This is a genomic window from Candidatus Saccharimonadales bacterium (assembly GCA_039928925.1).
GTDB lineage: Bacteria > Patescibacteriota > Saccharimonadia > Saccharimonadales > Saccharimonadaceae > UBA6022.
The window spans coordinates 308,348-334,857 of sequence record JBDSSF010000003.1; the positions used below are offsets into that span (position 1 = coordinate 308,348).

24 protein-coding genes, 1 tRNA gene, 1 rRNA gene and 2 other RNA genes are annotated in these 26,510 nt (G+C 41.6%); 19 read left to right on the top strand and 9 right to left on the bottom strand.

Annotated features, from left to right (window positions below; translation table 11 throughout):
* Nucleotides 1-2: 2 nt before the first annotated feature.
* Together ABIS22_03930 and ABIS22_03935 are read left to right on the top strand one after the other, a co-directional pair.
* Nucleotides 3-377 carry a hypothetical protein gene (locus ABIS22_03930; protein ID MEO7741036.1) on the top strand — a complete coding sequence of 125 codons (375 nt, stop codon included), beginning with the start codon at nt 3-5 and terminating at the stop codon, nt 375-377.
* 7 nt (nt 378-384) lie between these two features.
* The gene (locus tag ABIS22_03935; protein ID MEO7741037.1) at nt 385-2,052 is read left to right on the top strand and encodes a hypothetical protein; all 1,668 of its coding nucleotides are present in this window, start codon (nt 385-387) and stop codon (nt 2,050-2,052) included.
* Here ABIS22_03935 and ABIS22_03940 read toward each other — a convergent pair.
* The 3 genes from ABIS22_03940 to ABIS22_03950 form a co-directional block, all read right to left on the bottom strand.
* Nucleotides 2,015-2,455 carry a hypothetical protein gene (locus ABIS22_03940; GenBank protein MEO7741038.1) on the bottom strand — a complete coding sequence of 147 codons (441 nt, stop codon included), beginning with the start codon at nt 2,453-2,455 and terminating at the stop codon, nt 2,015-2,017. The two genes, ABIS22_03935 and ABIS22_03940, sit on opposite strands and share 38 nt — an antisense overlap.
* A gap of 117 nt (nt 2,456-2,572) precedes the next feature.
* Nucleotides 2,573-2,710, bottom strand: coding sequence for a hypothetical protein (locus ABIS22_03945; protein MEO7741039.1), 138 nt, complete (start codon nt 2,708-2,710; stop codon nt 2,573-2,575).
* A gap of 159 nt (nt 2,711-2,869) precedes the next feature.
* Nucleotides 2,870-2,946, bottom strand: a tRNA-Val gene (locus tag ABIS22_03950).
* Between the two features lie 276 nt (nt 2,947-3,222).
* On the opposite strand from ABIS22_03950, the gene thrS reads away from it, so the two are divergent.
* The 5 genes from thrS to ABIS22_03975 all read left to right on the top strand — a co-directional run bounded on the left by thrS (nt 3,223) and on the right by ABIS22_03975 (nt 7,579).
* Nucleotides 3,223-5,034: a threonine--tRNA ligase gene (gene thrS / locus ABIS22_03955; protein ID MEO7741040.1), complete on the top strand. Its 1,812-nt coding sequence runs from the start codon at nt 3,223-3,225 to the stop codon at nt 5,032-5,034.
* 78 nt (nt 5,035-5,112) lie between these two features.
* Nucleotides 5,113-5,424, top strand: coding sequence for an MGMT family protein (locus ABIS22_03960; GenBank protein ID MEO7741041.1), 312 nt, complete (start codon nt 5,113-5,115; stop codon nt 5,422-5,424).
* Nucleotides 5,406-6,305, top strand: a complete 900-nt coding sequence (gene miaA, locus ABIS22_03965) for a tRNA (adenosine(37)-N6)-dimethylallyltransferase MiaA (GenBank protein MEO7741042.1) — start codon at nt 5,406-5,408, stop codon at nt 6,303-6,305. Before ABIS22_03960 ends, miaA begins: the two co-directional genes overlap by 19 nt.
* 35 nt (nt 6,306-6,340) lie before the next feature.
* Nucleotides 6,341-6,934, top strand: coding sequence for a transcriptional regulator (locus ABIS22_03970; protein MEO7741043.1), 594 nt, complete (start codon nt 6,341-6,343; stop codon nt 6,932-6,934).
* Between the two features lie 9 nt (nt 6,935-6,943).
* Nucleotides 6,944-7,579 (top strand): MBL fold metallo-hydrolase, encoded by a 636-nt coding sequence (locus tag ABIS22_03975; protein MEO7741044.1) that lies wholly within the window; start codon nt 6,944-6,946, stop codon nt 7,577-7,579.
* A 62-nt stretch (nt 7,580-7,641) separates the two neighbouring features.
* Here ABIS22_03975 and rpmB read toward each other — a convergent pair whose 3' ends face one another.
* The gene (gene rpmB, locus ABIS22_03980; GenBank protein MEO7741045.1) at nt 7,642-7,845 is read right to left on the bottom strand and encodes a 50S ribosomal protein L28; all 204 of its coding nucleotides are present in this window, start codon (nt 7,843-7,845) and stop codon (nt 7,642-7,644) included.
* A 148-nt stretch (nt 7,846-7,993) separates the two neighbouring features.
* On the opposite strand from rpmB, the gene ABIS22_03985 reads away from it, so the two are divergent.
* From ABIS22_03985 to rnpB, 4 genes are all read left to right on the top strand, one after another.
* On the top strand, nt 7,994-8,704 hold the full coding sequence (locus ABIS22_03985) for an NUDIX domain-containing protein (GenBank protein MEO7741046.1): 711 nt from the start codon (nt 7,994-7,996) through the stop codon (nt 8,702-8,704).
* 21 nt (nt 8,705-8,725) lie between these two features.
* A complete protein-coding gene (locus ABIS22_03990; protein ID MEO7741047.1) occupies nt 8,726-9,361 on the top strand; it encodes a site-2 protease family protein in 636 nt (211 codons plus the stop codon).
* Nucleotides 9,362-9,600: 239 nt separating this feature from the next.
* Nucleotides 9,601-10,473 (top strand): reverse transcriptase-like protein, encoded by an 873-nt coding sequence (locus tag ABIS22_03995; GenBank protein ID MEO7741048.1) that lies wholly within the window; start codon nt 9,601-9,603, stop codon nt 10,471-10,473.
* Nucleotides 10,474-10,490: 17 nt separating this feature from the next.
* Nucleotides 10,491-10,825, top strand: an RNA gene (gene rnpB / locus ABIS22_04000) — RNase P RNA component class A.
* Nucleotides 10,826-10,875: 50 nt separating this feature from the next.
* On the opposite strand, the gene rplT is transcribed toward rnpB, so the two are convergent.
* The 3 genes from rplT to infC are packed head-to-tail and all read right to left on the bottom strand — an operon-like array spanning nt 10,876 to nt 11,931.
* Entirely contained in the window at nt 10,876-11,223 is a 348-nt protein-coding gene (gene rplT, locus ABIS22_04005) for a 50S ribosomal protein L20 (GenBank protein MEO7741049.1), read from the bottom strand.
* 1 nt (nt 11,224) lies between these two features.
* Nucleotides 11,225-11,419 (bottom strand): 50S ribosomal protein L35, encoded by a 195-nt coding sequence (gene rpmI, locus ABIS22_04010; protein MEO7741050.1) that lies wholly within the window; start codon nt 11,417-11,419, stop codon nt 11,225-11,227.
* Entirely contained in the window at nt 11,419-11,931 is a 513-nt protein-coding gene (infC, locus tag ABIS22_04015) for a translation initiation factor IF-3 (GenBank protein MEO7741051.1), read from the bottom strand. The genes rpmI and infC overlap by 1 nt, the downstream gene beginning before the upstream one ends.
* Nucleotides 11,932-12,641: 710 nt before the next feature.
* On the opposite strand from infC, the gene ssrA reads away from it, so the two are divergent.
* The 4 genes from ssrA to ABIS22_04035 all read left to right on the top strand — a co-directional run bounded on the left by ssrA (nt 12,642) and on the right by ABIS22_04035 (nt 18,213).
* Nucleotides 12,642-13,049: a transfer-messenger RNA gene (gene ssrA, locus ABIS22_04020) on the top strand.
* A gap of 1,405 nt (nt 13,050-14,454) precedes the next feature.
* Entirely contained in the window at nt 14,455-14,841 is a 387-nt protein-coding gene (locus ABIS22_04025) for a hypothetical protein (protein ID MEO7741052.1), read from the top strand.
* Between the two features lie 41 nt (nt 14,842-14,882).
* On the top strand, nt 14,883-15,305 hold the full coding sequence (locus ABIS22_04030; GenBank protein ID MEO7741053.1) for a hypothetical protein: 423 nt from the start codon (nt 14,883-14,885) through the stop codon (nt 15,303-15,305).
* Between the two features lie 22 nt (nt 15,306-15,327).
* Complete coding sequence (locus ABIS22_04035) at nt 15,328-18,213, top strand: TraM recognition domain-containing protein (GenBank protein ID MEO7741054.1); 2,886 nt, start codon at nt 15,328-15,330, stop codon at nt 18,211-18,213.
* A gap of 67 nt (nt 18,214-18,280) precedes the next feature.
* Here ABIS22_04035 and ABIS22_04040 read toward each other — a convergent pair whose 3' ends face one another.
* A complete protein-coding gene (locus ABIS22_04040) occupies nt 18,281-18,859 on the bottom strand; it encodes a hypothetical protein (protein ID MEO7741055.1) in 579 nt (192 codons plus the stop codon).
* Nucleotides 18,860-18,877: 18 nt separating this feature from the next.
* Entirely contained in the window at nt 18,878-20,827 is a 1,950-nt protein-coding gene (locus tag ABIS22_04045) for an isopeptide-forming domain-containing fimbrial protein (GenBank protein ID MEO7741056.1), read from the bottom strand.
* Nucleotides 20,828-20,974: 147 nt separating this feature from the next.
* Here ABIS22_04045 and gyrB point away from each other — a divergent pair, with 147 nt between their 5' ends.
* The 4 genes from gyrB to ABIS22_04065 all read left to right on the top strand — a co-directional run.
* Complete coding sequence (gene gyrB, locus ABIS22_04050) at nt 20,975-22,954, top strand: DNA topoisomerase (ATP-hydrolyzing) subunit B (protein ID MEO7741057.1); 1,980 nt, start codon at nt 20,975-20,977, stop codon at nt 22,952-22,954.
* A 2-nt stretch (nt 22,955-22,956) separates the two neighbouring features.
* Nucleotides 22,957-25,485, top strand: a complete 2,529-nt coding sequence (gyrA, locus tag ABIS22_04055) for a DNA gyrase subunit A (GenBank protein MEO7741058.1) — start codon at nt 22,957-22,959, stop codon at nt 25,483-25,485.
* A 5-nt stretch (nt 25,486-25,490) separates the two neighbouring features.
* Nucleotides 25,491-25,922 carry a divergent PAP2 family protein gene (locus tag ABIS22_04060; protein ID MEO7741059.1) on the top strand — a complete coding sequence of 144 codons (432 nt, stop codon included), beginning with the start codon at nt 25,491-25,493 and terminating at the stop codon, nt 25,920-25,922.
* Nucleotides 25,923-26,112: 190 nt separating this feature from the next.
* Nucleotides 26,113-26,510 (top strand): 16S ribosomal RNA (locus ABIS22_04065); the annotation flags it as partial.

Genomic DNA, 26,510 nt, shown 5'->3' on the forward strand with positions numbered 1-26,510 from the left:
TTATGAAATCAGATTTTATTACTTATTCTAAACAAGTTCTCGCCGATAGGGCAGTGACTATTATGATTAGTATAATCTTGGTATTAAGTATCGCGTACTGTATTTATGTTGGAGTTTCGTTACGCCCTAGTCAGCTGCAAGTGGCAGTCCATTACACTGCCTTTGGCGAGACTTTCTATTACCGTGACCAGTGGTACTACCTATTGTCATTCGTTGCCTTTGGTGTTGTATTTGCTATCACCCATACTATGCTTATCGTTAAGCTTCTTATGATGAATAAACGTCAGATCGCGTTAGTATTTGGATGGTTTAGTCTATTTGTACTTTTGATTATCCTTCTTTTAACTCACTCAGTTCTTGGTATTGCATTCCTTTAAGATATCTATGACTGATTTAGAAATTCCTCTCGAAAAACGTACTAAATCTTACCGCTTTTTCGAAATGCTACCAGCCATACTGAGCTACGGTATGATCATTTTACTGTTCTTATTATCGCTTATAGACCCACTTTATGCTGCAATCTATCTATTGTTGGTTATCATTACCATTCTAGTCAAAGCGGTTGGTATCGCAGCTCACACGACCGCAGGTTATGGTCGATTAGATGGGGCTCAGAAGGTTGATTGGCACAACCGGCTTTTGCAACTTCAAAACCCCGGGGACGCCTATTTGGGGCTGCAATCAAAAACATCAAAAGAGTTTGGATTTGAAGCCCATAAGGAAAATTTACGACATATCTCAGCTGATAAAGATCATTTTCCTAAACCATCAAATATCTATAATGCCGTCATAGTGGCAACTTATAATGAGACTTTTGAGGTCATTGAGCCTACAATTCAATCGATTGCCGACACTACATACAACAATGATCAGCTAATTGTCGTTCTTGCCTATGAGCAAAGAGGGGGTGATCCAATTAAAAAGACTGCTGAGAAATTACAGCGACAGTTTGCTCATACATTTAAAGCATTTCTCATTGTTGAACACCCAAGCGACTTGCCAAATGAAATTGTAGGTAAGGGCGGTAATATTACCTACGCTGGGCACTTCTTGAAGACTTGGGTCAAGGACCACAGTATTGAGTATAAGAATGTCATAATCACGACGCTAGATAGTGACAACCGTCCTCACGCAACATACTTTGACTATGTTACCTATGAGTACATCGTGCATGATGACCGTAAGCACCTATCTTACCAGCCTGTGTCACTATTTCTTAATAATATATGGGATGCACCTGCACCTATGCGCGTGTTGGCCACCGGTAATTCATTTTGGAATATTATTAGCGCAATGAGGCCTCACACGTTACGTAACTTTGCCTCCCACTCTCAGCCAATGGATGCATTAGTCGAAATGGATTTTTGGAGTACTCGTACCATTGTCGAAGATGGCCATCAATATTGGCGTAGCTACTTTCACTTCGATGGTCATTACGCCGTTACTCCAATCTATGTACCAATCTATCAGGATGCAGTCCTAGCGGAAACGTATAAAAAAACCTTGAAAGCACAGTTTGTTCAGCTACAGCGCTGGGCTTATGGTGCTTCTGACATTCCCTATGTTGCGACTAGAATCTTCTCATCAAAACGTAAAGTTCCACTTCTTGGTGGTCTTGCTCGTTTGTTGCGTCTAATCGATGGTCATGTAACTCTTGCAAGCATGTCTATACTCGTGACGATTGGTGGTTGGGTGCCTTTGTTTGTTAATACTAATTCAGCTCACAGTATTGCTGCCCACCAACTACCCGAAGTAGTTAGTGTAATTCAGCGTATAGCTACAGTTGGTTTATTCATCACCATCTTCTTAACGTTTAAGATGTTACCGCCACGCCCAGAACGTTATAAGCGTCGACGTAGCGTATGGATGCTGTTGCAATGGGTTCTGATGCCTGTTACTTCAATCTTCTACACCGCAGCATCCGCTTATAATGCGCAGACTCATTTATTGTTTGGTAAATATCTCACTAAATTCGCCGTTACTGAAAAGGCAACCCACGAATCAGTTGCACGTGCTAAGCACGCGAAGTCCTCTGCTTCCTCGAAGAGGTGATCAGTTGGTGCCTTGCTGCATACTGCATTGCAGCAAGGTCATCAAAGGCTTTTAATGTTTGATGAGTTATTGCAGCTATGTCTTCTGAGCTAATAGAGCGTATCTGTGTTGAAAGAATATCCTCAACAGTCTGAGCAAGCCATAGGGAATCGTAGTCGGCTTTTTTCTTGTCATGTCCGAACGATGAAGCAATACTGACAATTAGTTTACCAATGTTAAATACTGTAGTGGCACCATCATTCAATAAGACGGACTTATTCTCTGCAACAGAAGGTTTTTCGTATGTCGTAAAATTAGCGCCACATGACGTACAGTGACGCCGTCGCCATACAGAAGCATGCTTCATACCTCCACGAGAATTAATTACTTTTGTTTTTGGTTGAAAGCAATTTACGCAAAACATATCCATATATTGTCATACCGCAAGGCAAAATGCTAGTGGATAACTATTTAAAACTATGGAAAACAAAAAAAGCCCTACTTATTGAGTTGGGCTATGGAAATTAGGAGCAATAAAATACTATTTAGTGTGCGTGCGTTCGCGAACTAGTTTGCGCGCATCTTCCCATGTTACGTTATATTCAAACGACAATGAGAACTTTTCAAGATTACTTACTTTTGGTTGTTTGTGGATTTTGATTTCTTTTTCTTTAACCATGTCTTTATATTAGCATAAGCGTGTATAAATGTCAAGCACACCTTAACGTGGTTTATATACCGTATATGATATATAAATTGTCATAAAGGGTATTTAGTCACGTGGATAACTCTAAATATCTGTGGGGAATAAAAAGAATCTCCATTGGAGATTCGAATATGGTGGGCTCTAGAGGAGTTGAACCTCTGACCTCCGCAACGTCAATGCGGCGCTCTAGCCAGCTGAGCTAAGAGCCCTCAGCTGTTTAATGATATCAGACAGAGGCCAGCGTTGCAATAAAAGGGGATATTAGCTATCATAATATATGAACGTTGACGTGGCCTAACCATCCATTGAGTTCCGTGGATGTGTCGACACACGTAAAAAGTTACTCATAAGTGTCCTGTGCTTTATAGCGAATGGAAAGTCCGGTGGAACCGCCCTCTAAAGGGTCCGAGACATGCGATTAATGAATTTAAAGTAATTTAAATGCATACATCGCATGTTTTTTATTTACTAAAAAGGAGAATCCAATGAACGACGAACAACTTCATGCAATGCGGCACAGCTTAGCTCACATAACTGCAGCTGCAATACAAAAAATATGGCCAGAGGCAAAATTCGGTGTCGGACCAGTTGTTGATAATGGTTTTTATTACGATATTGATCTAGGTGAGAAAAAGATTTCTGAGGCGAACTTCGCTAAGATTGAAAAAACTATGAGAAGCATTGTTGATTATGGTGATGATTTCGACCGCTTTGAAATGCCGATTGATCAAGCGATTGAGTGGGCAAGTGAGAACAAGCAGCCATACAAAGAAGAACTTCTTAATGACTTAAAGCGATCAGGCACAACTGTTGCTAAAGATCTAGATGCTGCTGAGCTTGGCTTAGCCGCAGAAGGAGACGCAGCAGTTGAGAAAGTATCATTTTATAAAAATGGTATTTTTGTTGATCTTTGTCGTGGACCACATGTCGCAAACACTAAAGATGTCGGTGCGTTTAAGCTACTAAGAGTTGCAGGTGCATACTGGCGCGGAAATGAAAAAAACCCACAGATGCAACGTCTATATGGTGTGGCTTTTGCTACTCAAGAAGAGCTTGATATATATCTTGAACGATTGGAGCAGGCAAAGCTTCGTGATCATCGAAAACTCGGCAAGGAGCTCGATCTTTACACTGTTTCTCAGCTTGTTGGCGCTGGCTTGCCTCTTTTTACACCGCGAGGAACTGTGCTTCGTGACTTGGCTGCCCAGTATTCCAACCAGCTTCGTCAAGCACGGGGTTTTACAAAGGTGTGGACTCCTCATATTACAAAGAAAGATCTTTATGAAACATCAGGTCATTGGTCTAAATTTGGAGATCAATTATTCTTGGTAACTAGTCAGATGACGAGTGATGAGATGGCTTTAAAGCCAATGAACTGTCCACACCATACGCAAATTTTTGCTAGTAAACCACGTAGCTACAAGGATATGCCTATTCGTTTTCTGGAAACGACAACAGATTACCGAGATGAGAAGACGGGTGAGTTAGGTGGATTAAACAGAGTTCGTTCATTAACCCAAGATGATAGTCATGTATTTTGTCGTCAGGATCAGATTGAAGAAGAAATTAATGGTCTGCTTGCAAGTGCCAAAGAACTCTACGGAACAATGAATATGCCACTTCGTGTTCGTCTTAGTTACCGCGACGAAGGCGATGGATACCTAGGTGAAATATCACTTTGGAATTCTGCTCAGGCTCAGTTAAAAGCTGCTGTTGTTGCGAATGGGCTCGATTACTTTGAACAGGATGGTGAAGCTGCTTTTTATGGTCCAAAAATTGACTTTATGGCGACTGATGCCATTGGTCGTGAACATCAAGTTGCGACCGTTCAGCTCGACTTTGTTCAACCGAGTCGATTCGGCCTAGAATATAAAGATGCAGATAGCTCATCTCAAACACCTGTAATGATTCACTGTGCGTTGCTCGGTTCAATTGAGCGGTTCTTATCTGTATTTATCGAACATACCGCTGGTTGGTTTCCGTTCTGGGTTGCCCCAGAGCAAATTCGCATTCTGACCATCAATGATACGGTCATTGATTATGTCGAGGAGATTGAAAAAGTACTATCAGAAGTAGTTTTAATGAAACCCGTTAAATACAATGAACTACGATTTACTCGTGATGATCGCAATGAATCACTAGGTAAAAAGATACGTGAAGCAACCACTTGGAAGATTCCAGTTCAACTAATTGTTGGCCAACAAGACAAAGATACCCGAGAGGTTAGCGTGCGTACGCAATCTGGCGAGGAGAAGGTTGCACTGGATAGGCTAGGCGATTATTTAAAGGGGCTTTAGTCATGTCTAAGGGACGTTTAGTAATTGCCGTTGACTGCGACGGTGTACTGGTACCAATTACACAGGGGATTAACCGAATTGCCAACCGATAATTTTCGTACCAAGATTGAGATATTGATGGCTCAAGTACCGTCTGGCAAAGTAACTACGTACGGTGATTTGGCTGGCTTAGCGGGTCATGCGCATGCAAGCCGAATTGTCGGGGGGATTGCACACTACGGTGATACTGAGTTACCATGGCATCGTTTGGTAAATCGTTTTGGTGGTCTAGCCGCTGGCTTCCACGGTGGTAGAGAAGCTCAAGCTCAACTTCTTAAGCAAGAAGGAGTGACTTCGACTGACTATATCGTAGATAATTTTAAGGACTTACGATGGTATCCGCAAATCTAGCATCTAAGTGCCAGCTACCTCTTGTCGTTATCGTTGGTCCAACGGCTAGTGGCAAAACAAGTCTATCAATTGATCTTGCCCGTGAGTTTAACGGTGAAATTATTTGTGCTGATTCACGCACTATATATAAAGGTATGGATATTGGAACTGCCAAACCTTCGCTAGAGGAGCAATCAATCGTTCCGCATTGGGGTATCGACCTTAAGTACCCTGATGAGTCATTCAACGTGGCTGACTTTAAGGCCTACGCGGATCAAAAAATTATGGAGATCCGTGCAAGAGGACACGTACCGTTCCTTGTTGGTGGAACTGGCCTGTATGTGGATTCGGTTCTTTATAATTATACCTTCGGTCCCCCCGCAGACCCAGCGCTGCGCGCAGAACTAGATGTACTCGATATCCAACAGTTGCATGAATATTGTAATAATAACAATATAGAATTGCCTGAGAATAGTAAAAACAAACGTTATATAATTCGAGCAATTGAGCAAAAAGGCATAAGCACTAACAGACTCAGCGAGCCGATTTCAAATTCAATCGTAGTAGGAATAGCAACGGACATGAAAACATTAAGAGAAAGAATTGCCTATCGTACTGAACAGTTATTTGACAATGGTGTTGTAGAAGAAGCTACTACATTGGGCAAAAAATATGGCTGGGAAACTGAAGCAATGACAGCAAACATCTATCGATTAGTTCATTCGTATCTTGAAAATGAAATATCTTTAGACGGAGCCAAAGAAAAATTTACAACACTTGATTACCAACTAGCGAAGCGTCAAATGACATGGCTACGACGTAGTGAATATATAACATGGCTCGATCTCTCCTCAGCTAAAGATTACCTCGTGGAAACACTCGTAAAGCAGACACGGCCGTGATATAGTAGAACACGAAAGTTATACGAGTATAGGGAATGATTGACGCACTATTTGGTTCAAAAACAAGGGTAAAACTACTTCATCTGTTTCTTAATAATCCAGGGAAGGCTTTTTACGTTCGTGAAATTACACGTCTTATTGATGAACAAATAAATTCTGTTCGTCGCGAGTTATCAAACCTTCTAGAAGTCGGTGTCATTACAAGTGATAGTGCAGACAACAAGCTTTATTATGAAATTAACCAGCGCTATGAATTCTTCGTGCCATTTCGAGCAATATTTGCCGATGAACGCATCGAAGCTTCAACGGATACTAATGGTGCACATTCATGGCAGGATCGTATAAAAGCACTAACTGGAATTCGGCTCGCTCTTATAGCGGGTGTTCTAGTGAAGGGTTCGACGAGTGAAGTAGATTTACTTATTGTCGGAGACGTGTCTGCGGCAAAAGTGAAGTCAACAATGAGAGACATAGAGAAGCAGGAGTCACGTGAGTTAAATTACAGCGTACTGACATATGATGACTTCTATTATCGTTTAAGCGTTCGTGATAAGTTTATTACAGAGATTCTAGCTGGTAAACATGCAGTACTCATTGATCAGGATAATATGCTGAAATTGCAGAAATAGGAGAAAACAATGTTTGATATTGAATATAAAGGCGGTAACACAGTCGTTATCACAACAAAAAAAACAGCGGCAGTCATAGATCCCGCATTATCTGTCGTGGGTCTTAAGGACGTGTCAGTAAAAGACGCAGTTGAGATCGCGACTGAAGCTCGTTTTGCGACCAGTCATCCTGATGCGCGAATACTCATTGAAGGTCCTGGAGAATATGAGACTGCTGATTTCGCCGTTAAGGGTATTACTGCCCAGCGCCATATAGATACACCCGATAATGGACGTGCTAGTACTATCTATCGAATTGAAGTTGGCGATGCGCGTATTGGAGTCATTGGTAACATTGCTCCAAAACTTTCAGAAGACCAGCTTGAAGCACTTGGCCTTATTGATATTCTTATTCTTCCTGTTGGTGGTAGCGGATATACGCTTGATGCTACGTCAGCCGCCTCGTTAATTCGTCAGATTGACCCAAAGGTTGTTATTCCGACTCATTATCATGATGATGCATTAGCTTACGAAGTGCCCCAGGATACACTTGATACTTTTGTGAAAGAACTTGGCGCCCCAGTTGAAGTTGTATCGAAGTACAAAGTCAAATCAGTAGCCGTGTTGCCTGATGCGCTAACGGTTATCGAAGTAACTCGTAGCTAATTTTAGGAAATATTAAAACAACCTCTCGATCGAGAGGTTGTTTTAATATTTCGTACTAAGAATTAGCGAGCTTTTTGGAGGATGCCTTTTTTCTTAAGCGTTCGAATCGCCTGCGTACATAGAATCATCGTTACTTTTTGACCGTCTACTTCGAAAGTTTTCTTTTGAAGGTTAGGTTTAAATACGCGGTTAGTGCGACGCAAAGAAAAGCTGACGTTGTTGCCAAATTGTTTACCTTTTCCAGTTAGTTCACATCGTGCTGCCATAATTATTTCTCACTTATTTTTTACAATCTGTATCAGTATAGCTTTTTTTAGAATAATCGTCAAGGTTAAGTTCACTTTACTATCAATAGGATAGTTGTTTGGTTATGCTTGGGGAGAAGTGCAAAGTAAGACATAATAAGGAGAATATATGAGTTACGAGTCAGAAGCCCACCCAGCACAGGTTGCGATTATGCGCTATCTGTTATTCACGCCACAGGCAGGTTTTGCAGAACTGCAAAAACGAACAAATCTTACTAGTGATCATTTTAATTTTCATATAAAAAAATTACTTGATGAAGGGTATGTTGAAAAGTCGGATGGTCACTACAAGTTAAGTCGCAAGGGCAAAGAATATGCAAATCGTATGGATACTGACGAGAATGAGATTGAGAAACAACCAAAAGTTTCAGTCGTGATAATCCTCGAACGCAAAAATGAAAATGGCGAACGCGAATTTTTGTACCAACAACGTAAAAAGAACCCATATTTTGATTTTTGGGGTAGGCTGGGAGGCAAGATGCGCTGGGGTGAGTCGGTAATAGATGCTGCTAAGCGTGAGCTGTTTGAAGAGGCGAAGCTTGAAGCGGACTTAGAATTCAAACTACTGTACCATAAGCGAGACTTTGATAAGTTAAATGGTCGACTGCTTGAGGATAAGCTGTTTTTCTGCGCTTACGGTACACAGTATACGGGTAATCTTATGGAAAAGTTTGAAGGCGGCATTAATAGGTGGATGACAGAAGAGGAATTTCGACAACAGCCAAAACGCTTTACTAGCGTCGATGATATGACAGTGGCGATTGACGAAGGTAAGGCCTTTCTTGAACGCGAATTCTACTACGACGAATCAGAATACTAAATTCCTGTATAATAGATTTATATGGATATTGGATACATTCTTATAGTACTAGGGACAATCTTGGTATCTATGACTCTTCATGAGGCGATGCACGGCTACGTTGCATACTTTTTAGGTGATGACACGGCAAAACTTCAAGGTCGTCTTACGCTGAACCCCATAAAACACATTGATCCATTCCTTACAATCTTACTGCCTCTTATGTTGGCAGTAACCGGAGCCCCAATATTTGGTGGTGCTAAGCCGGTGCCTTTTAATCCAGCAAGACTAAAGTACGATGAATGGGGCGCCGCACTTGTAGCAGTTGCTGGACCTCTAACAAATTTCATACTAGCATTCGTGCTATTCGGGGTGTATGTGCTCGTAGGCGCGCCTCAGGACGGTATACTGGGACAAATACTTGTAACGAGTGTTATGGTAAACCTTGGATTCTTCATCTTTAACATGATCCCGATTCCACCCCTTGATGGTTCTCGGGTCCTCTATGCACTTGCGCCCGAGTTTGTTCGAAGAGGGATGGAAGCAGTCGAACGATTTGGCATTATATTTGTCTTTTTGATCGTTCTTGTTGCAGGCTCATTATTGAGCGCTTATATGGGGGCGGCACTCACTTTCTTCGTTAGTTTATTTAGTCGAGTATTTGGATTATCCGTATAGCAAAGTGCTATAATAGAAGAGTCCCAAAGTCGCCTAGGCGCGCATGATTTTCCTGAATATCATATAGATAGGGAACTCAAATGATTCATTTCCGAGGAAGTGATTTGAGAGTACCCACCTTTGCCTTACGGCGGGGAATATCGAGCGTTGACAGCTGACTTTGGGGCTTTATGATTAAAAGACATAACCCACACTCATGTTTTTGCAAGCACCAAAGATTCATAGAAAGATATTAAGGTATGAAACAACTTATCTCTGTCAGAGCAATTATTCGTAAAGATGACAAGACATTATTACTGCAGCGGGCGAATGGTCGTGACAGTATTCTCGGTAAGTACGAATTACCTGGTGGTAAATTAGGATATGGCGAGCAGCCAGAAGATGCACTCACTCATTACATAGAGCAAGAGACAGGTTTGATTGCACAGACCGCACAGTTATTTGATGTACTGACATATGTTGACCATGACGATCGAGATATACAGTATGTTTTTATATTGTATCTTGTTGGCTTGTCTGGGGGATCATCAATTACTCTAAGTCAGAACTATAATCACTACCACTGGCAAAAGATGTCAGAAATACATCAAGAGGAATTAACAGAGTCTACAAAACTACTGTTGGGAATATCACAACAAGTCATTACATCTGCTAAAGAGGATGTATTAATTGGTAACGATGTCATAAAGTCTACAGACTTAACTCACGCTATCATCTATTCAGACGGTGGGTCTCGTGGTAATCCTGGTCCATCAGCTTCAGGATATATCATTATGGATAGTAGGGAAAACGTATTACATCAAGGCGGTATGTATCTTGGGATTACGACTAATAATTTAGCTGAATATCAAGGTTTACGGCTCGGACTTGAAAAGGCAGTAGAGTTAGGTGTTAGAACAGTTGATTTTCGACTGGATAGTATGCTGGTTGTGAACCAAATGAACGGTATATATACAATAAAAAATCGTGAACTTTGGCCTGTTAATGAGCGGGTTAGAGAATTGGTTATGAAATTTGATAAAGTTACTTTCAGCCATGTTCACCGTGAATTTAACCAGCTGGCTGATGGAATGGTCAATAAAATTTTAAACGCTCATACCCATGGGGAATAGCGTATAATAGCTGACAGGTAGCTCGTTAGATGATCGCTTGCTCGAAAGAATAAGAGGAAAGTCCGGGCAGCATAGGACAATGACAGTCGCTAACGGCGACCGGGGGTGACCCTAGGGAAAGTGCCACAGAAACGAAACTACCCCGTTAAAAGGGAAAAGGTGAAACGAGTGGGGTAAAAGCCCACAGCAACGTGCGGTGACGCACGGAGGAGGTAAACCCTGTCTGCTGCAAGGAGATTTGCATTAAGGGCGGTCCGTCCGCAGATCGCTATCCGCTTGATTCGCATGGCAACATTCGAACTAGATAGATGATCGTCCACGACAGAACCCGGCTTACAGATGAGCTACCTACCAAAAAAACCGCCAAAGAGGCGGTTTTTTTGGTAGTAAGAAGTAAGGTAACTAGGCTTTTGAAGCGCTTTTTACAATTTCTGCGAACGCTTTTGGTTCTTTTACTACTAATTCAGCAAGTACTTTACGATCAAGCTCGATGTTTGCTGCTTTTAAGCTAGCGATGAGCTTTCCGTATGTTGTACCTTGCTCACGGGCAGCAGCGTTAATACGAGTGATCCAAAGACCACGTAGATCACGTTTCCTGTTGCGGCGGTCACGGTATGCATACTGTAATGCTTTAATAACGGCTTGTTTTGCAAGACGGTACGAACGCGTACGGCTATGTTGCATGCCTTTCGCTAGTTTGATCATTTTTTTGTGCTTGGCTGATGCTGTGACACCTCGTTTAACTCGCATATTATACTCCTAGGGCTCGTTTAACATTTTTCGCCATAGAACCTGTAACGATTCCAGTGGTGTTGATTGCACGCTTACGGCTTTTACTCTTCTTTGAAAGAAAGTGAGCACCGAAAGCACGTCGACGTGTCAATTTACCCGTACTGGTAATTTTGATACGTTTCGCAGTTCCCTTGTGGGTCTTTATCTTTGGCATTATTTACTCCTTACTACTATACTCAGATTGCGACCAGCCATCTGAGGTTTTTGCTCTAATATTGCATCATTCTCGAGAAGAGCTACAATCTTATCAATCAGTACATACCCAAGTTCTTTGTGAGCCATCTCTCGCCCGCGGTAGAAAATGAGAATCTTTACTTTGTGTCCATCCTCTAGAAAACTTCTAATTTTACGAAGTTTAATATCAAGATCACCCGATCCAATTTTCAGACCGAATCGCATCTGCTTCAGTTCGGAAGCTTTACTGCTTTTACGGTTTTTCTGTTGCTCTTTCATCTTTTGGTACTGGTACTTACCCCAGTCAACGACCTTTGCAACAGGTGGATCAGCATTGGGAGATATTTCAACTAGGTCAACACCCGCTTCTTCGGCTAGTTTTAGCGCATCTGCTCTTGAGACGATGCCTAACTGCTCTCCATTTGCTCCGATGACACGAAGTTCTCGTGCGCGTATTCCCTCGTTGATACGAACTGATGTGTTGATTGTGATCTCCTCTTTCGAGTGTGCTTTATTTTTCGCGTTACTCGGTGACTATTTTATCAGATACGGACCGGTAGTACAAGAGTTGGTATCGATATTGTAATAGGTTAGTGGCAAGAATGTTTATGTTATTATCCTGTTTCTTAATATTAACAAGCAGCATTTAAGCTCAACAAGTCCTTCGGTAATTATGCAAAGTCTTTATATTCGTATAAAATTTCTTAGTAATTGATTTTTTGTCTATCATTTTTAATACTTTAATCAAAGAATATTTTGTTGATTTAAATACTACTTTCTCATCTGTAAATTTTAATAACATAAGCAATTTCACACATAAAATATAAAATATATAGTGTGAATATGTCTACATTTCTTCATATAATATGCTTTATTTATGGCCCCGACGACACTATTTCTTAGTTGTACTTTTTGAGTGACTTTAAAAATCCGTGATGAAATGTGATGTGCCCCAAGAAGCTCAGGAAACGGCAGAACGCCTAACCTAATAGTTGGATGTCTTTTTCCGCGATCTCTCATAGTATGAGTAAACGACGAAAGCTAAAAAGGGAATTATTCAATCTACATGCGACTGAAACGGCAATTCACGAGATAATATTTTGAGTTATCAGTGAAAGTCTAGTAAATACCTAAGCTTGACTTAAAATCTGCTACCACTGTTTCTTATCTGTAAATTCTGCTATACTATATATATTCATGTTGGGGCTGAATTTAGCTTTCGACAGAGGGAACTTAACAGATTATTTTGCAAGCCGACCATACACGTACGTATATTTTTAATTGCAACTAAACTTGCTAAGACAATCAAGAGTATTCCTGCTGTATTTGCGCAAGCATTTACTCCAGCTACTCTTGCTGTCGCACACGTAGCCTAATACGCTTCGTCATCATTATCTACAGGCGACATAGTAGATAGTGGTGTTATATATATGTCGCTTACTTTCTTAATGCGCAGCGGCATTACCACAGGACATTTTACCGCGTGACCAGTTAGACATTTTTGCTTATCTTTGAGTCTAATGGGTCATAAATTATTAAGATAAACTATGCTTGTAGACGAATAGTCCGTTACCTTTTGGACCGGGGGGCAGTGCCCCGCAGCTCCACCAATTTGAATAATAAAGATCCACCTAATTTAGGTGGATCTTTCTATGTATAGATAAAAATTCTTTAAATAAAACAACCGCCTGCGAGGAACGGTTGTTTCGTTGTGGAGTTTTTGATTCGATGTTTATTTTTGGCTTCTGTATAATTTATTTATTCAGTAGCTACCCCTATAATATGACGTCAAAGCGCTTAAGTCAACACTATTTACGAAAAAAGTTTAAGTAAAAAATACTACGCAGATAAATACTATATATGGTGTTCGTTGGGTAGTGCTATGCATATATGTGTCACAAGTAACTTATTATTCATTTACGATAGCTTTCATTAGCTGGTTAATTCATTATCAGTCTTTTACTTCATTGGATTTTATATATTTAATATATCTACGATATCTAAATAAGAATATTTTATAGAATCTTAGAACAATCATATTCATTGTCTAATAGTAATATGTAATGGGGGATTGAATTTTAGTAAACTAACTAACAAATATATTTGAGTGCTACATATTCTTTTAGGCAAACCTATCTTTCGCGATTCCATATATATAGCTTTTTGAGTTTCTATTATCTAGATTAAATATAACTGTCGGGAAGTTGAAAGTCTATGACTTAGAATTATGCGTTGTTCACGCATCAAGAACGGCAAGGTTACGATCGAATATTATCAATGTAGCCTGTGTATGCAATTGAATTACATAACTTCGTTTTACGGCAGACAATCAGACTGTTTAGGCCAGGAACTGCAAATGAACGTACCGGATCTTCAAGCTATGGACGGGCTATCAGTTAGGTCTGGGTATAAGCGAAACACGTTGATAGTTTAAATTATTGTATTTATGGAGCTATTATAACAACGTTGTTTAAATTAATAATTTACTATTTTACATCTGTTAATATAAATTAAAGTCAATCAATACGTGTTAAATACACGAAAAAGTCAATATTTATATTGACCGATTTAAATTCATATGCTACTGTAAGGATAAGCTTTTACAAACACAAAAAAGCAAAAAAAATGTTAAAAATTTAAAACTGACCGGACCGTTCTTTGACGGAAAAACGGTAACGACACATGGACAAGACACAATGATTTGCAATCGCGGGTCACGCACCTTATATCTTGTACAGCTAGTGACGTTACCGAAGCTCCGCCAAATACTTTACGGTAAATGGTGTATCGAGTAGAAGCATTACAAGTACTAGTCGCATAATGCAAGTTATAACACTTAGGAACGTTCTGTACATAATGATATGCCCCAGATCTTTCTGGAGCGGTCAGTTGCCCGGAGTGGCAAGTTGTTCACGGTACACGCGCCCAATATTTTTATTTCGCGGCGGTTGTAGCTACCATGAACGTATAGACTTGCTACTCGGGCTCTCTTAATTTAGGTGGTATAGTGAAGGTATGTTAAGTCGAATAATTGCTTTTGGGTCAGGTATCGCAATTGTTTTACTAGTTGTTATGTTGTACATGACTACTCCAGCAGAAGCAGGACCTTTAGGAATTCTTTTTGTATTTATTTTGATGTACGCGTCAGCACTTGGTATGCTGACTTTTTTGCTATTTGGACTCAGCCGAGTTATTGCGAGGTTATCACGATCTGTTACGGTTCGCCGACCACTTAATGTACTAAGCCTTCAAAGATCATATTATTTTGCATCAGTTCTGGCACTTGTGCCAGTAATGTTCATCGGCATGCAGTCAGTTGGTCAGGTTGGTCTTTATGAGATTGTTCTTATGGTTCTATTTACTACAATCGGATGTATCTATATTGCAAAAAGAACGACCTAAATTAGACCTGTGAGTGTAACGATTATGCTATAATCACAGATATGGAACCCAAACTGCCAGCACCAGCAATTGAACGTATGCCATCACCTGTGAATTATTCACAGTCTGGTGAAGTTTTACCCCTTCCTCCAACGCCAGAAACAGGGCTGGAGCAGCGTCAAGAGCAGCATGAACAGGGAAGTGTTAATCAAGCAGCAACAACGCAAAATCCTGTAAACCTCCCGGTTTTGCCAACTCCAGTAGCACTACCGGTAGACGATCTCTCAACGGCAACAGTGCCAGTAGACGATACTCCGTTAGTTGCTAATGACGATGATCTTATAGAAAAAGAGTGGGTAGATAAGGCAAAAAAAATTATCACTGAAACAAGAGATGATCCACATCGACGAGAGCAGGAGGTTAGTAAACTTCAGGCAGACTATCTGCTCAAAAGATATGGAAAGGAACTTGGTGCTTCGCAGTAGCGTTGCATCAATTGATTAGCTGATGACAGGTTTATTTATCGGTGTCTTCATCTTTGTCTTCTTAGGCTCGGCTGCAGCATTTATCATCTTCTCACAGTATAAAAAAACGCTTCGTGAAGCAAAAAATTACGAACGTGGACTTAAAATGGTTCCTCTGCTTATTCATCTACCACCTGCAAGCGATGATATAGAGCAAGGTGGCCGTGATGAAAGGGACCTCACTGAAGAAGTGCTTTCGCAGGCTCAGGTTATGTATAATATTATCGCTAGTACAGCGACGAAAGGCTTTAAGAGTAAGCTTTACGGCCAACGGCACTTAGCATTTGAAATAATTGCACGACAAGGCTTGGTGCACTACTACGCAATAGTACCGGCAGTTCTTGTAGATGTAGTTCGTCAAGCGGTAGCTGCAGCGTACCCGTCAGCTCGACTTGAAGAGGTTGTTGAACACAATATATTTAGCGAGGCGGGTAAGATGAGTGGAACCATCGGTGGTGAGTTTACCCTTAAAAAAAGTTTCGTTCATCCCATCGCAACTTTCCAAGATTCAAAAAGGGATGCATCGAGAGCACTACTCAACGCCTTGTCGGCTGCCGGGCGTGAAGACGGTGCTGCAATTCAATTTATGCTTCGTCCAGCGCGAGAAGGTTGGACTAGAAAATCAATTGAGACTGTTGAAAAAGTAACAAAAAACAAAGGTACGAAAGCTGGCTTTGGAGGTCTTGTTGCGCCTAAGGAAATTATGGGTGCACTATGGAAGCCGCCTACATCAGAAGTTAAACCAGAAGATAAACAATTAACCGCACTTGAACAGGCCTCAATTGAAGCCATCGAAGAAAAGACACGATATCCCGGCTACGAAGTATTAATACGAGCTGTTGTTTCCTCTAATACTGCAACTCATTCACAGGTTCTATTAAAGAACATTGTCGCAGCATTTTCCCTATTTGACTCACCAAGTCATAACGGATTTAAGTTTGCGATTGCAAAAAATATCGAAGAGCTTGTGACAGCTTATATATTCCGTTTTTTCCCACAGACGGTTAATCAGAATATATTAAATAGCGTCGAGCTTGCAACGGTCTTTCATCTTCCAAGTCAAAACAGCATACCAACTTCGCAGGTTCAGCGTCAAATGTCAAAACAAGTAGACGGCCCGACGGAAGTAATGGATGATGGGTTTTTATTAGGCTACAACGAATTCCGAGGAATTAAAAAAGAAATTAGACTTTCGACCAATGATAGACGGCGGCATACGTACATTATTGGACAAACGGGTACAGGTAAATCTATCCTATTAGAGAATTTGGCTTTTCAGGATATGATGGATGGCCGTGGGTTCGCATTCATCGATCCACATGGAGATTCAGCTGAAGCACTCCTTGGCAAAGTACCAAAAGAGCGTGTTGAGGATGTTATTTATTTTAACCCGGGAGACATGACTAATCCAATAGGTTTAAATATGTTCGAATTTGATCATCCAGATCAAAAAGACTTCCTAGTACAAGAGGCGATTAACATGTTATATGGTTTATATGACCCTGGGCACACAGGCATTGTTGGTCCTCGACTCGAGCATATTTTCCGCAACTGTGCTCTCCTACTTATGGCTGATCCAGCTGGGGGTACTTTTATTGATATTCCAAAGCTGCTTATCGATGAAGAATTTATGAAGAGTAAATTAAAATTCGTTACCGATCAGACAGTGCTTGATTTTTGGACAAAAGAATTTCCAGCTTCACAAAAGTCTAACGAGTCTGGAGAAGTGATTAGTTGGGTTGTGAGTAAATTTGGCCCTTTCATCAGTAACGATGCTATGCGAAATATAATTGGCCAAACAAAGAGTGGTTTTAACCTCCGAGATATCATGGATAACAAGAAGATTCTTCTCGTTAACCTTAGTAAGGGAAAGATGGGTGAGCTTAACTCTAAACTTCTCGGTATTATCTTCGTTATGAAATTCCAGGCTGCAGCAATGGGCCGTGCTGACACGCTTGAAGCAGACCGAGTTGACTTTAGTCTGTATGTAGACGAGTTTCAAAACTTCGCTACAGAAAGCTTTGAGTCAATTTTGTCCGAAGCTCGTAAGTATAGGCTGAACCTTATTCTTGGTAATCAGTTTATGACCCAATTAACGGATAAGATACGAGAGGCGATTATCGGAAACGTCGGTACTGTTATTTCTGGACGCATTGGTATCACTGATGCTGAAATTCTTGTTAAAAAGTTTGCACCAACTTTTGATGCGGAAGATCTAACAAAAATGCCGAATTATCAGTCTGTAACAAGCGTCATGATTAATAATGTTCCGTCCGCACCATTTAGTATGAGTTTTATAGCCCCAATGGGTCAGCCGAATGCTCAGCTTGCGGACGCACTTAAGCGCCTATCGGCTTCTAAATATGCCAAACCTCGTGCTGTAGTAGAGGCGGAAATATTTACTCGTCTTGCACCACCTAAGGCACCTGAAAGGCCACAGATTCCCAGAGGTATTCCGTCCTCTGGTTCTGGGGCTAGTCGCCCAGGTGGTATCGCACCTAAGCCTGCTTCTGGCTCGTCATTTCTGGATGAATGGCTCACGAAGCGTCAGCAAATGAAAAGTAGTGCTCCGCAAAAGCCTATGGCAGCTCCAGCATCTACTTTGACACCCAGCACTCCTCTTGATGCGGCAGAGGCCCCGTTAGTTCCTAATATGCCACTTGTGCCATCTTCGCCTCAAGCCTCACAGCCGGCTTCTCAGCAGCCTCTGCCACCATCTCTTCAGCAACCACCTGTGTCATCAATAGTCCAGACACCAGTCGACCCTGTGGCACTTAACGTAGATGCTGCAGTAGAACCTATAGATCGACTCCATCTTCGTGGGGAACAGACAAATATTGACGATGAAATATCGATTAAAATACGTTAATGAATTCTGTACCACATAAAAATACCTCGCTTTATACGAGGTATTTTTATATACGAGGATAGTATCTTTAACGTTTTCCTGTAACCATGATACGGAAGTAATCAAATAGTAGTCCTATGATCCACCCAATTGCAAATGATCCGATACTTTCAAATCCAGAAAGGGGATACCCGTAGTACTTGGCAACAAGGTATACACCAAGTGTCACAAGGAATGCAACAACTGCGCCCGCCAATATCGCATTAGGACGTGCCACTGTACTGCCCACAGCATCACTTGTTTTTTCTACGACTGAATTATGTATAACCTTACTAAACGTTCGACTAGGACCCGATAATTCACTCCGGACCTGCTTCATAGTAGCGTTATAGCTAGCTTGTCGTTCAGCCTTACCTATTGGTCCATCTTTACGACGTTCAGCAGGGGAGATCTTCTGATCTGTCTCTCTTTTCTTTTCGTGCTCGATGCTTTTTGCGTTTTCAAGAGCTTCATGTCTTGCGTCTTCGGTTTTCTCTTTAGACTTTTCTCCAGCTTTCTCAAGCTGTTCGCGTAGGCGCTCTCTTTGCTCAATACCAATTTTTTCTAAAGCTTCAGGATTTTTATCTTGCTCATGGCCGAATGCTATTTTTTCAGGACTATTACTCATAACCAACCTTTATGTTTATTAAATTGTACCGCTATTTAGGTCTCGACGGATTAGTCGAACTTCTTTTTTCACTTGTCTTGTACGAGCGTAGAAGTATGTTGCGATCGCAAGTACGGCACCGGCAAACAATATATTTTCGGAAGCACCTGTGTGTGGTAGCTCCATAACAACTTGTTCAACAACTTTTTCCTTCGGACAATCAACCATGACAGTTGTGTTATTACCTACGAAATCATTCACCATACGACAGTTGTACGACTCGGGGTTACTTGGGCTCTGTGGAGTGGCAGGGATGGTAGCTTTTACCTTAACACTCACTACCTTTGTGATAGTTTGACCAGGCTTAATGAAGACGGTTGGCCATGTGATTGTACCGACAGTTTCAACAGGAACTCCTAGGCCTGCAGTGACAACTCTACCGCCGCCAGCATCAACTAGATCGGCGTATTCTAGTACATCACCTATATTGTCTTTGATTGTAAATGAACCTGTTTCGTTACCTGTATTTTTGACACTTAGCTTATATTCTAAAGTATCACTAGTTTTAGCTGTTGTATTGTCAGCGTTATTAAGTAGCTGTGTGATGTTGCTAACAGTTTTCTTGACTTCAAATACTGAAGTACAGTCTTTATCTTTGTACCATATAGTTGCATCGTTTTCACATGGCTTACAGTCCGGGTTAGTTTTAACAAGCTCAGGGTTAAGTGCACAACGTACCTCTGGCGTTACGGGGAATGTCTTTATACAATCTGCACCTGTTTTATCACCAACTGATGTTGAAACAATAACTTGAACTGTGTACGTGCCATCATTCTTGAAGTCATTGGTGACAGACGAAGTTGTTGCACCGGTTGCTACTTTTTGTTGAAAGACAATCTTTCCAGACTTATCTTTTACTATGTATGTATAGCCAGTTATTTTTGCACCGTTTGCAGCACTGGCCACACTAGTAAATGTAAATTTGGTTCTAGTGATGGCTTGAGGTGCCTTGAGATTGACACATAGTGCTGTGGGAGCAGGTGAGATTATAAACTTTTGTATACAGCTTGCTGCCGTCTTGTCACCAAGGCTTGTTCTAGCGGTTACTTGAGCTGTATATGTACCATCTTTACTTATCGATACTGTCGTCGACGCTCTTCCGGCCCCTGTTTGTACTGCTTTTGTCAGTATAATTTTGCCTGAACTATCTTTTACAGTAAATATATAACTTGAAATTGTTGCACCATTTTCTACTGATGCACTACCAGTAAGAACTACAGACGTACGGTTCGTAATCTGTGGTTCAGCAAGTGCTGAACATACTGCGCTAGGGATTGGCTTTGGGGTTGGTTTCGGTGTAGGCGTAGGAGTTGGCTTTGGGGCTGGAGGTGGTGGCGGAAGTGTAATATACGCTGCGTTACCACAATCAAGCATGATTGCGAACCATCCACCATCTGATGCACGGTGTCCGACGAGTGCCTGATAAGTTGAGCCATTCTTGATCGTGTATGGAAGCGAATCAAATTTGTATGTTGGGCTCGAGTAAACTACTGAGGAGGTGCCGGGAATGGCGTGTGGGTCACGCTGCCAAGAATAGGTTGATCGTCCAACACTTTGTATAGAAAGGTTTTGATCTCTTGAGTTGAATGATGAAATTGACGCTCTTGTGATATCTTGGCGAGTGATACCGAAGTATGAGTATATTTGCTGAAGATCTTTATGTCCTGCGCTATCAGAATTGCGGTCGTACATATTAAGAAGATCATTTTTATCTCGGATACCTCCGTAGATAATGTTATTTCCGCTAGCTGCATTGGCAGACTCAGGTGGTGAGAAAACTGAAAACGATTGCACGACAAGTGCAAGGGCAACGAAAATAAGCCCTACGCGTCGGGTTGCTTCTTCTTTTTTGAGTCTTTTTGCGTAAAACCCGAGTTGTCCTACTAATGCTGGACTGAAATTAAGGTTTGATACTAGTTTTTTAAACATTTTTTAGTGCGCCTTTTTATTTTTATACCTCTTGGGGCTAATAATAGCATAAGAAATATGTTCAATACAATAGCTTGAGTGAACACAATTTATTCGGTATAATGGTACTATTGTAAATAGCAGAAACGACTGATAAGTGAGGGTAACATGGCTAAACAAAAAATTGACGACGGCTCGTATGATGGGTCCCAAATTCAAGTGCTTGAGGGGCTCGAGCCTGTTCGCAAGCGTCCGGGTATGTATATTGGTAGTACAGGCTATGATGGAGTGCACCATCTTATTAAAGAGATCGCAGATAACTCCATTGACGAAGCTATTGCTGGTTATGCCAGTAAAGTTGATGTAGTGATACTTGCCGACGGCGGCATACGCATAGATGACAATGGCCGCGGAATCCCTGTAGACAAGAATACTAAGACTGGCAAGAGTAGCCTTGAGACAGTCCTAACAGTACTTCACGCGGGTGGTAAGTTCGGTGGTGGTGGCTATAAGGTGTCGTCAGGTCTACACGGCGTTGGATCAAGTGTAGTTAACGCACTCTCAACAAAGCTAATTGCTGAAGTACGACGCGACGGCAAGATATATCGTCAAGAATTTGCGCTAGGTGTTTCCCAAGGTGATATAAAAGTTGTTGGAAAATCGACAGCAAATGGTACTTCAATTACATTTTATCCAGATCCAACTATTTTTAAGGAAACAATCGAATTTGACTATAAATGGGTAGTAAATTACCTCCGCCACCAAGCCTATCTTACGAAGGGTGTATATGTATCTGTTCGTGATGAGCGAACAGGCGATAGAGCAGCGTTTTATTTTGAAGGTGGTATTCAAAGTTATGTAAAGCACCTAAACATCGGTAAAGATGTTGTGAGTGATAGTATCTTCTATGTTGAACGCCAAGTTGAAGACTCAATGGTTGAAGTTGCAATTCAATATAATGAAACGTTTGTTGAGACGGTGAAGCCATTTGCTAATAACGTCCTGACTCCCGATGGCGGAACTCATGTTATTGGATTTCGCTCGGCTATGACAAGAGTTATTAATGACTACGCACGTAAAAGTGGACTTCTTAAAGAAAAAGAAGAAAACCTTAGCGGTGATGACATTCGAGAAGGATTAACTGCTATTATTCTCGTTAAATTACCCGATCCACAATTTGAAGGACAAACTAAAAATAAATTAGGTAACCCAGAAGTACGCCGCTATGTTGAGCAAGTAATGAATGAGTACTTCTCATATTACCTTGATGAAAATCCGGCAGTTGCTAAGAAAATCGTAGGTAAGTCACTTCTTGCTGCCCGTGCACGTAAAGCTGCACGTGCTGCTCGTGACAACGTTATCCGTAAAGGTGCACTTGATGGCCTTAGTTTGCCAGGTAAACTATCAGATTGTTCAAGTAAGGATCCTTCTGAATCCGAACTATATATAGTAGAGGGCGACTCGGCGGGCGGGTCAGCAAAGAGTGGTCGCGACAGTAAAACACAAGCCATCCTTCCTCTCCGAGGTAAGGTATTGAATGTTGAGCGAGCGCGCCTCGATCGTATGCTCAATAATAACGAGATCGTTAGTCTTATAAAAGCTATGGGCGTAGGTATAAGTGATCAGTTTGATATTAGTGGACTACGCTACCATCGGATTATTATTATGACCGATGCCGATGTTGATGGTAGCCACATTTCTACACTTCTATTAACATTCTTCTTCCGTTATATGCAAGAAGTAATTGATGGTGGATACGTATATCTTGCAAAGCCGCCATTATTTTTGCTACGTCAGGGTACCAAAAAACAATATGCCTATAGCGATGAAGAGCGTGATGAAATTTTACAGCGTATGATTGCCGAGCGGCGTGAAAAAGGGGTTCTGATTGATGAAACAGCAGATTTTACCAAGCAAGCTGGTATAACGCTACTTCAACGATACAAAGGTTTGGGTGAAATGGACGCAGAGCAACTCTGGGATACGACGATGAATCCTGAAAATCGCGTGTTGATACAAGTTAAAGTTCAAGATGCAGAAGCTAGTGATGCAATTTTTACAAAATTAATGGGCGATCAGGTAGATCTACGTAAAAGCTTTATTCAAAGCCGTGCGAAGTCACTTAGCCTAGAGGATTTGGATATTTAATTATGGATGACGAACTTATCGATGCAAACGATACCCCAATTGAAGGTGAAGTTGTTGTAGCGCAAACTCACTCACGACTTGTTGAGAATCAATCCGTTGAAAATGTTATGGAAGATAGCTTCCTACGCTATTCCATGAGTGTTATTATCGACCGTGCATTACCTGATGTAAGAGATGGTATGAAGCCTGTCCACCGCCGAATTCTTTATAGTATGGGCGAGCAAAACCTTCGTCCAGGCGGCCGTTTTCTAAAAAGTGCACGTATTGTTGGTGATGTAATGGGTAAATACCACCCCCATGGTGACTCATCTATCTATTTCTCTATGGTACGTCTAGCCCAGGATTGGGTTATGCGATACCCACTAGTTAACGGACAAGGGAACTATGGTTCGATGGATGGAGATCCACCAGCGGCAAGTCGCTACACTGAGGCACGTCTTGGACGTGCCGGTAATGAGTTATTAACTGATCTTGATAAGGATACTGTTGATTTTCGCGATAACTACGATGGTAGTGAGCAGGAGCCATCAGTACTACCTGCAAAATTACCGAACCTACTACTAAATGGCCAGATCGGTATCGCTGTTGGTATGGCAACAAACATTCCACCTCATAATCTTGGTGAACTTGTTGATGCGACCATTCATTTGATTGATAACCCTGAAACAACGACAGTTGATGATCTTATGAAATACGTTAAAGGTCCAGACTTTCCGACAGGTGCAATCGTGTACGGTGGAAGCCCCATGAAACAGGCCTACCAAACAGGTCGTGGAAGCGTAATGGTTCGTGCTGTAACGAATATTGAAGAGACTAAAAAAGGTCGCAGCCAGATCATTATTACTGAAATGCCATATGGTGTAAATAAAGCAACGCTTATTGAAAAAATTGCTGAACTTCATAAAGATAAAAAGATTTTAATCAGCGACTTACGCGATGAGAGTGCACGCGGCAAGGTGCGTGTTGTAGTTGAACTTCGTAAAGATGCATATCCAAAAAAAGTACTCAACCAATTATTTAAACTAACTGCACTTCAGACAAGCTTTCATTACAACATGCTCGCATTGATCGAAGGAATTCAGCCAAAGGTACTTGGACTACATGAAATTCTTGACGAATTTATCAAACATCGTCGCATCGTTGTTCGCCGCCGAACGGAATTTGAGCTAAAGGCTGCCAAAGCTCGTGCACACATTTTGGAAGGCTATAAAATCGCACTTGATCATATTGATGAAGTTATTAAGCTCATCCGTGCAAGTAAGACGAGTGAAGAGGCTCAACTTGGATTGATTGAGAAGTTTGGTTTATCGGAAATTCAAGCTCAGGCAATCTTAGCCATGCAGCTACGCCGCTTAACGGGCTTAGAGCGTGACAAAATTGAAAATGAGCTCAAGGAATTACTCGAACTCATCGGCAAATTAGAGGCAATCCTTGCAAACGAATCTGAGATCCTACGTATTATCAAAGATGAATTACTTGAAATGAAAGAAAAGTTTGGCGACGAGCGTCGTAGTCAGATGATAAATCATGAACTCGGTAAATTCAGTGATGAAGAGTTAATTCCTGAAGAAGAAAGCGTTATACTTCTTACAACGGAAAATTACATTAAACGAACACTCGTTAGTGAATACCGTCGTCAAAACAGAGGCGGTAAGGGCAAGCGAGGTATGACAACAAAGGAAGAAGATATCATTGATCAACTTGTGCCAGCAAGTACCCATGATTATCTCCTATTCTTTACTAATAAGGGTCGTATTTTCCGTCTTAAAGCCTACGAAGTTCCAGCTGCTGGTCTCCAGGCAAAAGGTGTTGCGGCAGTAAACTTACTTCAATTGCAGCCTGAGGAGAAAATAACATCAATTATTCGTCACGCTAAGGATGCGAAGGACGATGGCTACCTCTTCATGGCGACAACAAAGGGCACAATTAAAAAGACACCTCTCAAGGATTATGCGAATATTCGTACAAATGGTCTTATCGCCATTAAGTTGGATGACGGTGATGAATTGAGATGGATCAAAAAGACGACAGGTGAAAATGATGTAATCATATCAACATCAGCCGGACAAGCCGTTAGGTTTAATGAAACGGACGCACGTCCTATGGGAAGATCTGCACGAGGTGTCCGCGGGGTTCGCCTTCGTCCGAACGATTGCGTTGTAGGTATGGATATTGTTGATGATGACAGTCTTTCACTGCTTGTTATTAGTCAAAAAGGCTATGGTAAGGCAACGAAGGTTACTAATTTCCCAAGCCATAAGCGCGGTGGTGTTGGCATAAAGGCAGCTGTAGTAACTGCAAAAACTGGTCCAATCATTACGGTCAGAACACTTGAACCAGATGCTAGCGAGGTGCTTATGATCTCTAATAACGGACAAACTATTCGTGTAGGCTTAAAAGATATACCGACTCTTGGGCGAACGACTCAGGGAGTGCGTATTATGCGACTTGCTGAAGGTGACGGAGTTTCGTCAATTGGGCTCATGCCGGAACAACAGGCTCTCATTGTCGAAGAGGATGAGACAGAATAATAACCATGATAGTACTAACACCTTATATTATTGCGATAATTGTTGCCTGGCTTTTAGCGCATGTTATCAAATATGCAATCGCAATTTCAAAAGGAAGAGTACTTGATCTAACGCATCAGCTATTTATCTCTGGAGGTATGCCAAGTTCCCACGCGGCAACCTCCGTTTCGGTATGGATGGTAATCTTACTCAAAGACGGTATGCAGTCAGGATTATTCGGCCTAGCTACACTGGTAGTATTGATCGTTACATACGATGCAGTTAAAGTTCGTCGCTCATCGGGTGAGCAGGGTGAAGCAATTACTCAGCTAATTCATGAAACAAAAAGCAACATTCGAATTCCTCGATCTGCAAAGGGCCACACGCCCTTGGAGGTCTTTGCGGGCTCTATACTAGGTGCGTGTATCGGTCTAGTTGTCTTTTTAGCTACAAAGTAAACAAATATTACCCTTGACGATGGTAGCTATCGTGAGGTATGATTAATCTCAGTCTGATCGCGAAATTATTGCGATAACAAAGCTGTGGAGCTAAACAGATGATTGCGTACTTTGACAATTTAGTTGTGCAATATATCATCGTCAGTCTATATTTTATATAGACGTAATGGCTTCCAAGCCATTACATCTTTTTATGGAGAGTTTGATCCTGGCTCAGGATGAACGCTGGCGGAGTGCCTAACACATGCAAGTCGAGCGGCAGCACGAGTAGTTTACTACTTGGTGGCGAGCGGCGGACGGCTGAGTAACGCGTGGGAACGTGCCCCAAAGTGAGGAATAAGCTCAAGAAATTGAGTCTAATGCCGCATATGATCTTCGGATTAAAGGATTTATCCGCTTTGGGAGCGGCCCGCGTCAGATTAGGTAGTTGGTGAGGTAAAGGCTCACCAAGCCCACGATCCGTAGCTGGTCTGAGAGGATGACCAGCCAGACTGGAACTGAGACACGGTCCAGACTCCTACGGGAGGCAGCAGTGAGGAATCTTCCACAATGGACGAAAGTCTGATGGAGCAACTCCGCGTGCAGGAT

Excerpts from the sequence above, each read along its gene's own strand:
- ABIS22_04025 (MEO7741052.1), top strand. The coding sequence starts at position 14,455 with ATGTTAAGTCGAATAATTGCTTTTGGGTCAGGTATCGCAATTGTTTTA.
- ABIS22_04040 (MEO7741055.1), bottom strand. The coding sequence starts at position 18,859 with ATGAGTAATAGTCCTGAAAAAATAGCATTCGGCCATGAGCAAGATAAA.
- ABIS22_03935 (MEO7741037.1), top strand. The coding sequence starts at position 385 with ATGACTGATTTAGAAATTCCTCTCGAAAAACGTACTAAATCTTACCGC.
- ABIS22_04045 (MEO7741056.1), bottom strand. The coding sequence starts at position 20,827 with ATGTTTAAAAAACTAGTATCAAACCTTAATTTCAGTCCAGCATTAGTA.
- ABIS22_04035 (MEO7741054.1), top strand. The coding sequence starts at position 15,328 with ATGACAGGTTTATTTATCGGTGTCTTCATCTTTGTCTTCTTAGGCTCG.
- ABIS22_03930 (MEO7741036.1), top strand. The coding sequence starts at position 3 with ATGAAATCAGATTTTATTACTTATTCTAAACAAGTTCTCGCCGATAGG.
- ABIS22_03975 (MEO7741044.1), top strand. The coding sequence starts at position 6,944 with ATGTTTGATATTGAATATAAAGGCGGTAACACAGTCGTTATCACAACA.
- ABIS22_03940 (MEO7741038.1), bottom strand. The coding sequence starts at position 2,455 with ATGTTTTGCGTAAATTGCTTTCAACCAAAAACAAAAGTAATTAATTCT.
- rplT (MEO7741049.1), bottom strand. The coding sequence starts at position 11,223 with ATGCGAGTTAAACGAGGTGTCACAGCATCAGCCAAGCACAAAAAAATG.
- gyrB (MEO7741057.1), top strand. The coding sequence starts at position 20,975 with ATGGCTAAACAAAAAATTGACGACGGCTCGTATGATGGGTCCCAAATT.
- ABIS22_04060 (MEO7741059.1), top strand. The coding sequence starts at position 25,491 with ATGATAGTACTAACACCTTATATTATTGCGATAATTGTTGCCTGGCTT.
- ABIS22_03985 (MEO7741046.1), top strand. The coding sequence starts at position 7,994 with ATGAGTTACGAGTCAGAAGCCCACCCAGCACAGGTTGCGATTATGCGC.
- miaA (MEO7741042.1), top strand. The coding sequence starts at position 5,406 with ATGGTATCCGCAAATCTAGCATCTAAGTGCCAGCTACCTCTTGTCGTT.
- ABIS22_03995 (MEO7741048.1), top strand. The coding sequence starts at position 9,601 with ATGAAACAACTTATCTCTGTCAGAGCAATTATTCGTAAAGATGACAAG.
- ABIS22_03990 (MEO7741047.1), top strand. The coding sequence starts at position 8,726 with ATGGATATTGGATACATTCTTATAGTACTAGGGACAATCTTGGTATCT.
- rpmI (MEO7741050.1), bottom strand. The coding sequence starts at position 11,419 with ATGCCAAAGATAAAGACCCACAAGGGAACTGCGAAACGTATCAAAATT.
- gyrA (MEO7741058.1), top strand. The coding sequence starts at position 22,957 with ATGGATGACGAACTTATCGATGCAAACGATACCCCAATTGAAGGTGAA.
- ABIS22_03970 (MEO7741043.1), top strand. The coding sequence starts at position 6,341 with ATGATTGACGCACTATTTGGTTCAAAAACAAGGGTAAAACTACTTCAT.
- ABIS22_03945 (MEO7741039.1), bottom strand. The coding sequence starts at position 2,710 with ATGGTTAAAGAAAAAGAAATCAAAATCCACAAACAACCAAAAGTAAGT.
- rpmB (MEO7741045.1), bottom strand. The coding sequence starts at position 7,845 with ATGGCAGCACGATGTGAACTAACTGGAAAAGGTAAACAATTTGGCAAC.
- thrS (MEO7741040.1), top strand. The coding sequence starts at position 3,223 with ATGAACGACGAACAACTTCATGCAATGCGGCACAGCTTAGCTCACATA.
- ABIS22_04030 (MEO7741053.1), top strand. The coding sequence starts at position 14,883 with ATGGAACCCAAACTGCCAGCACCAGCAATTGAACGTATGCCATCACCT.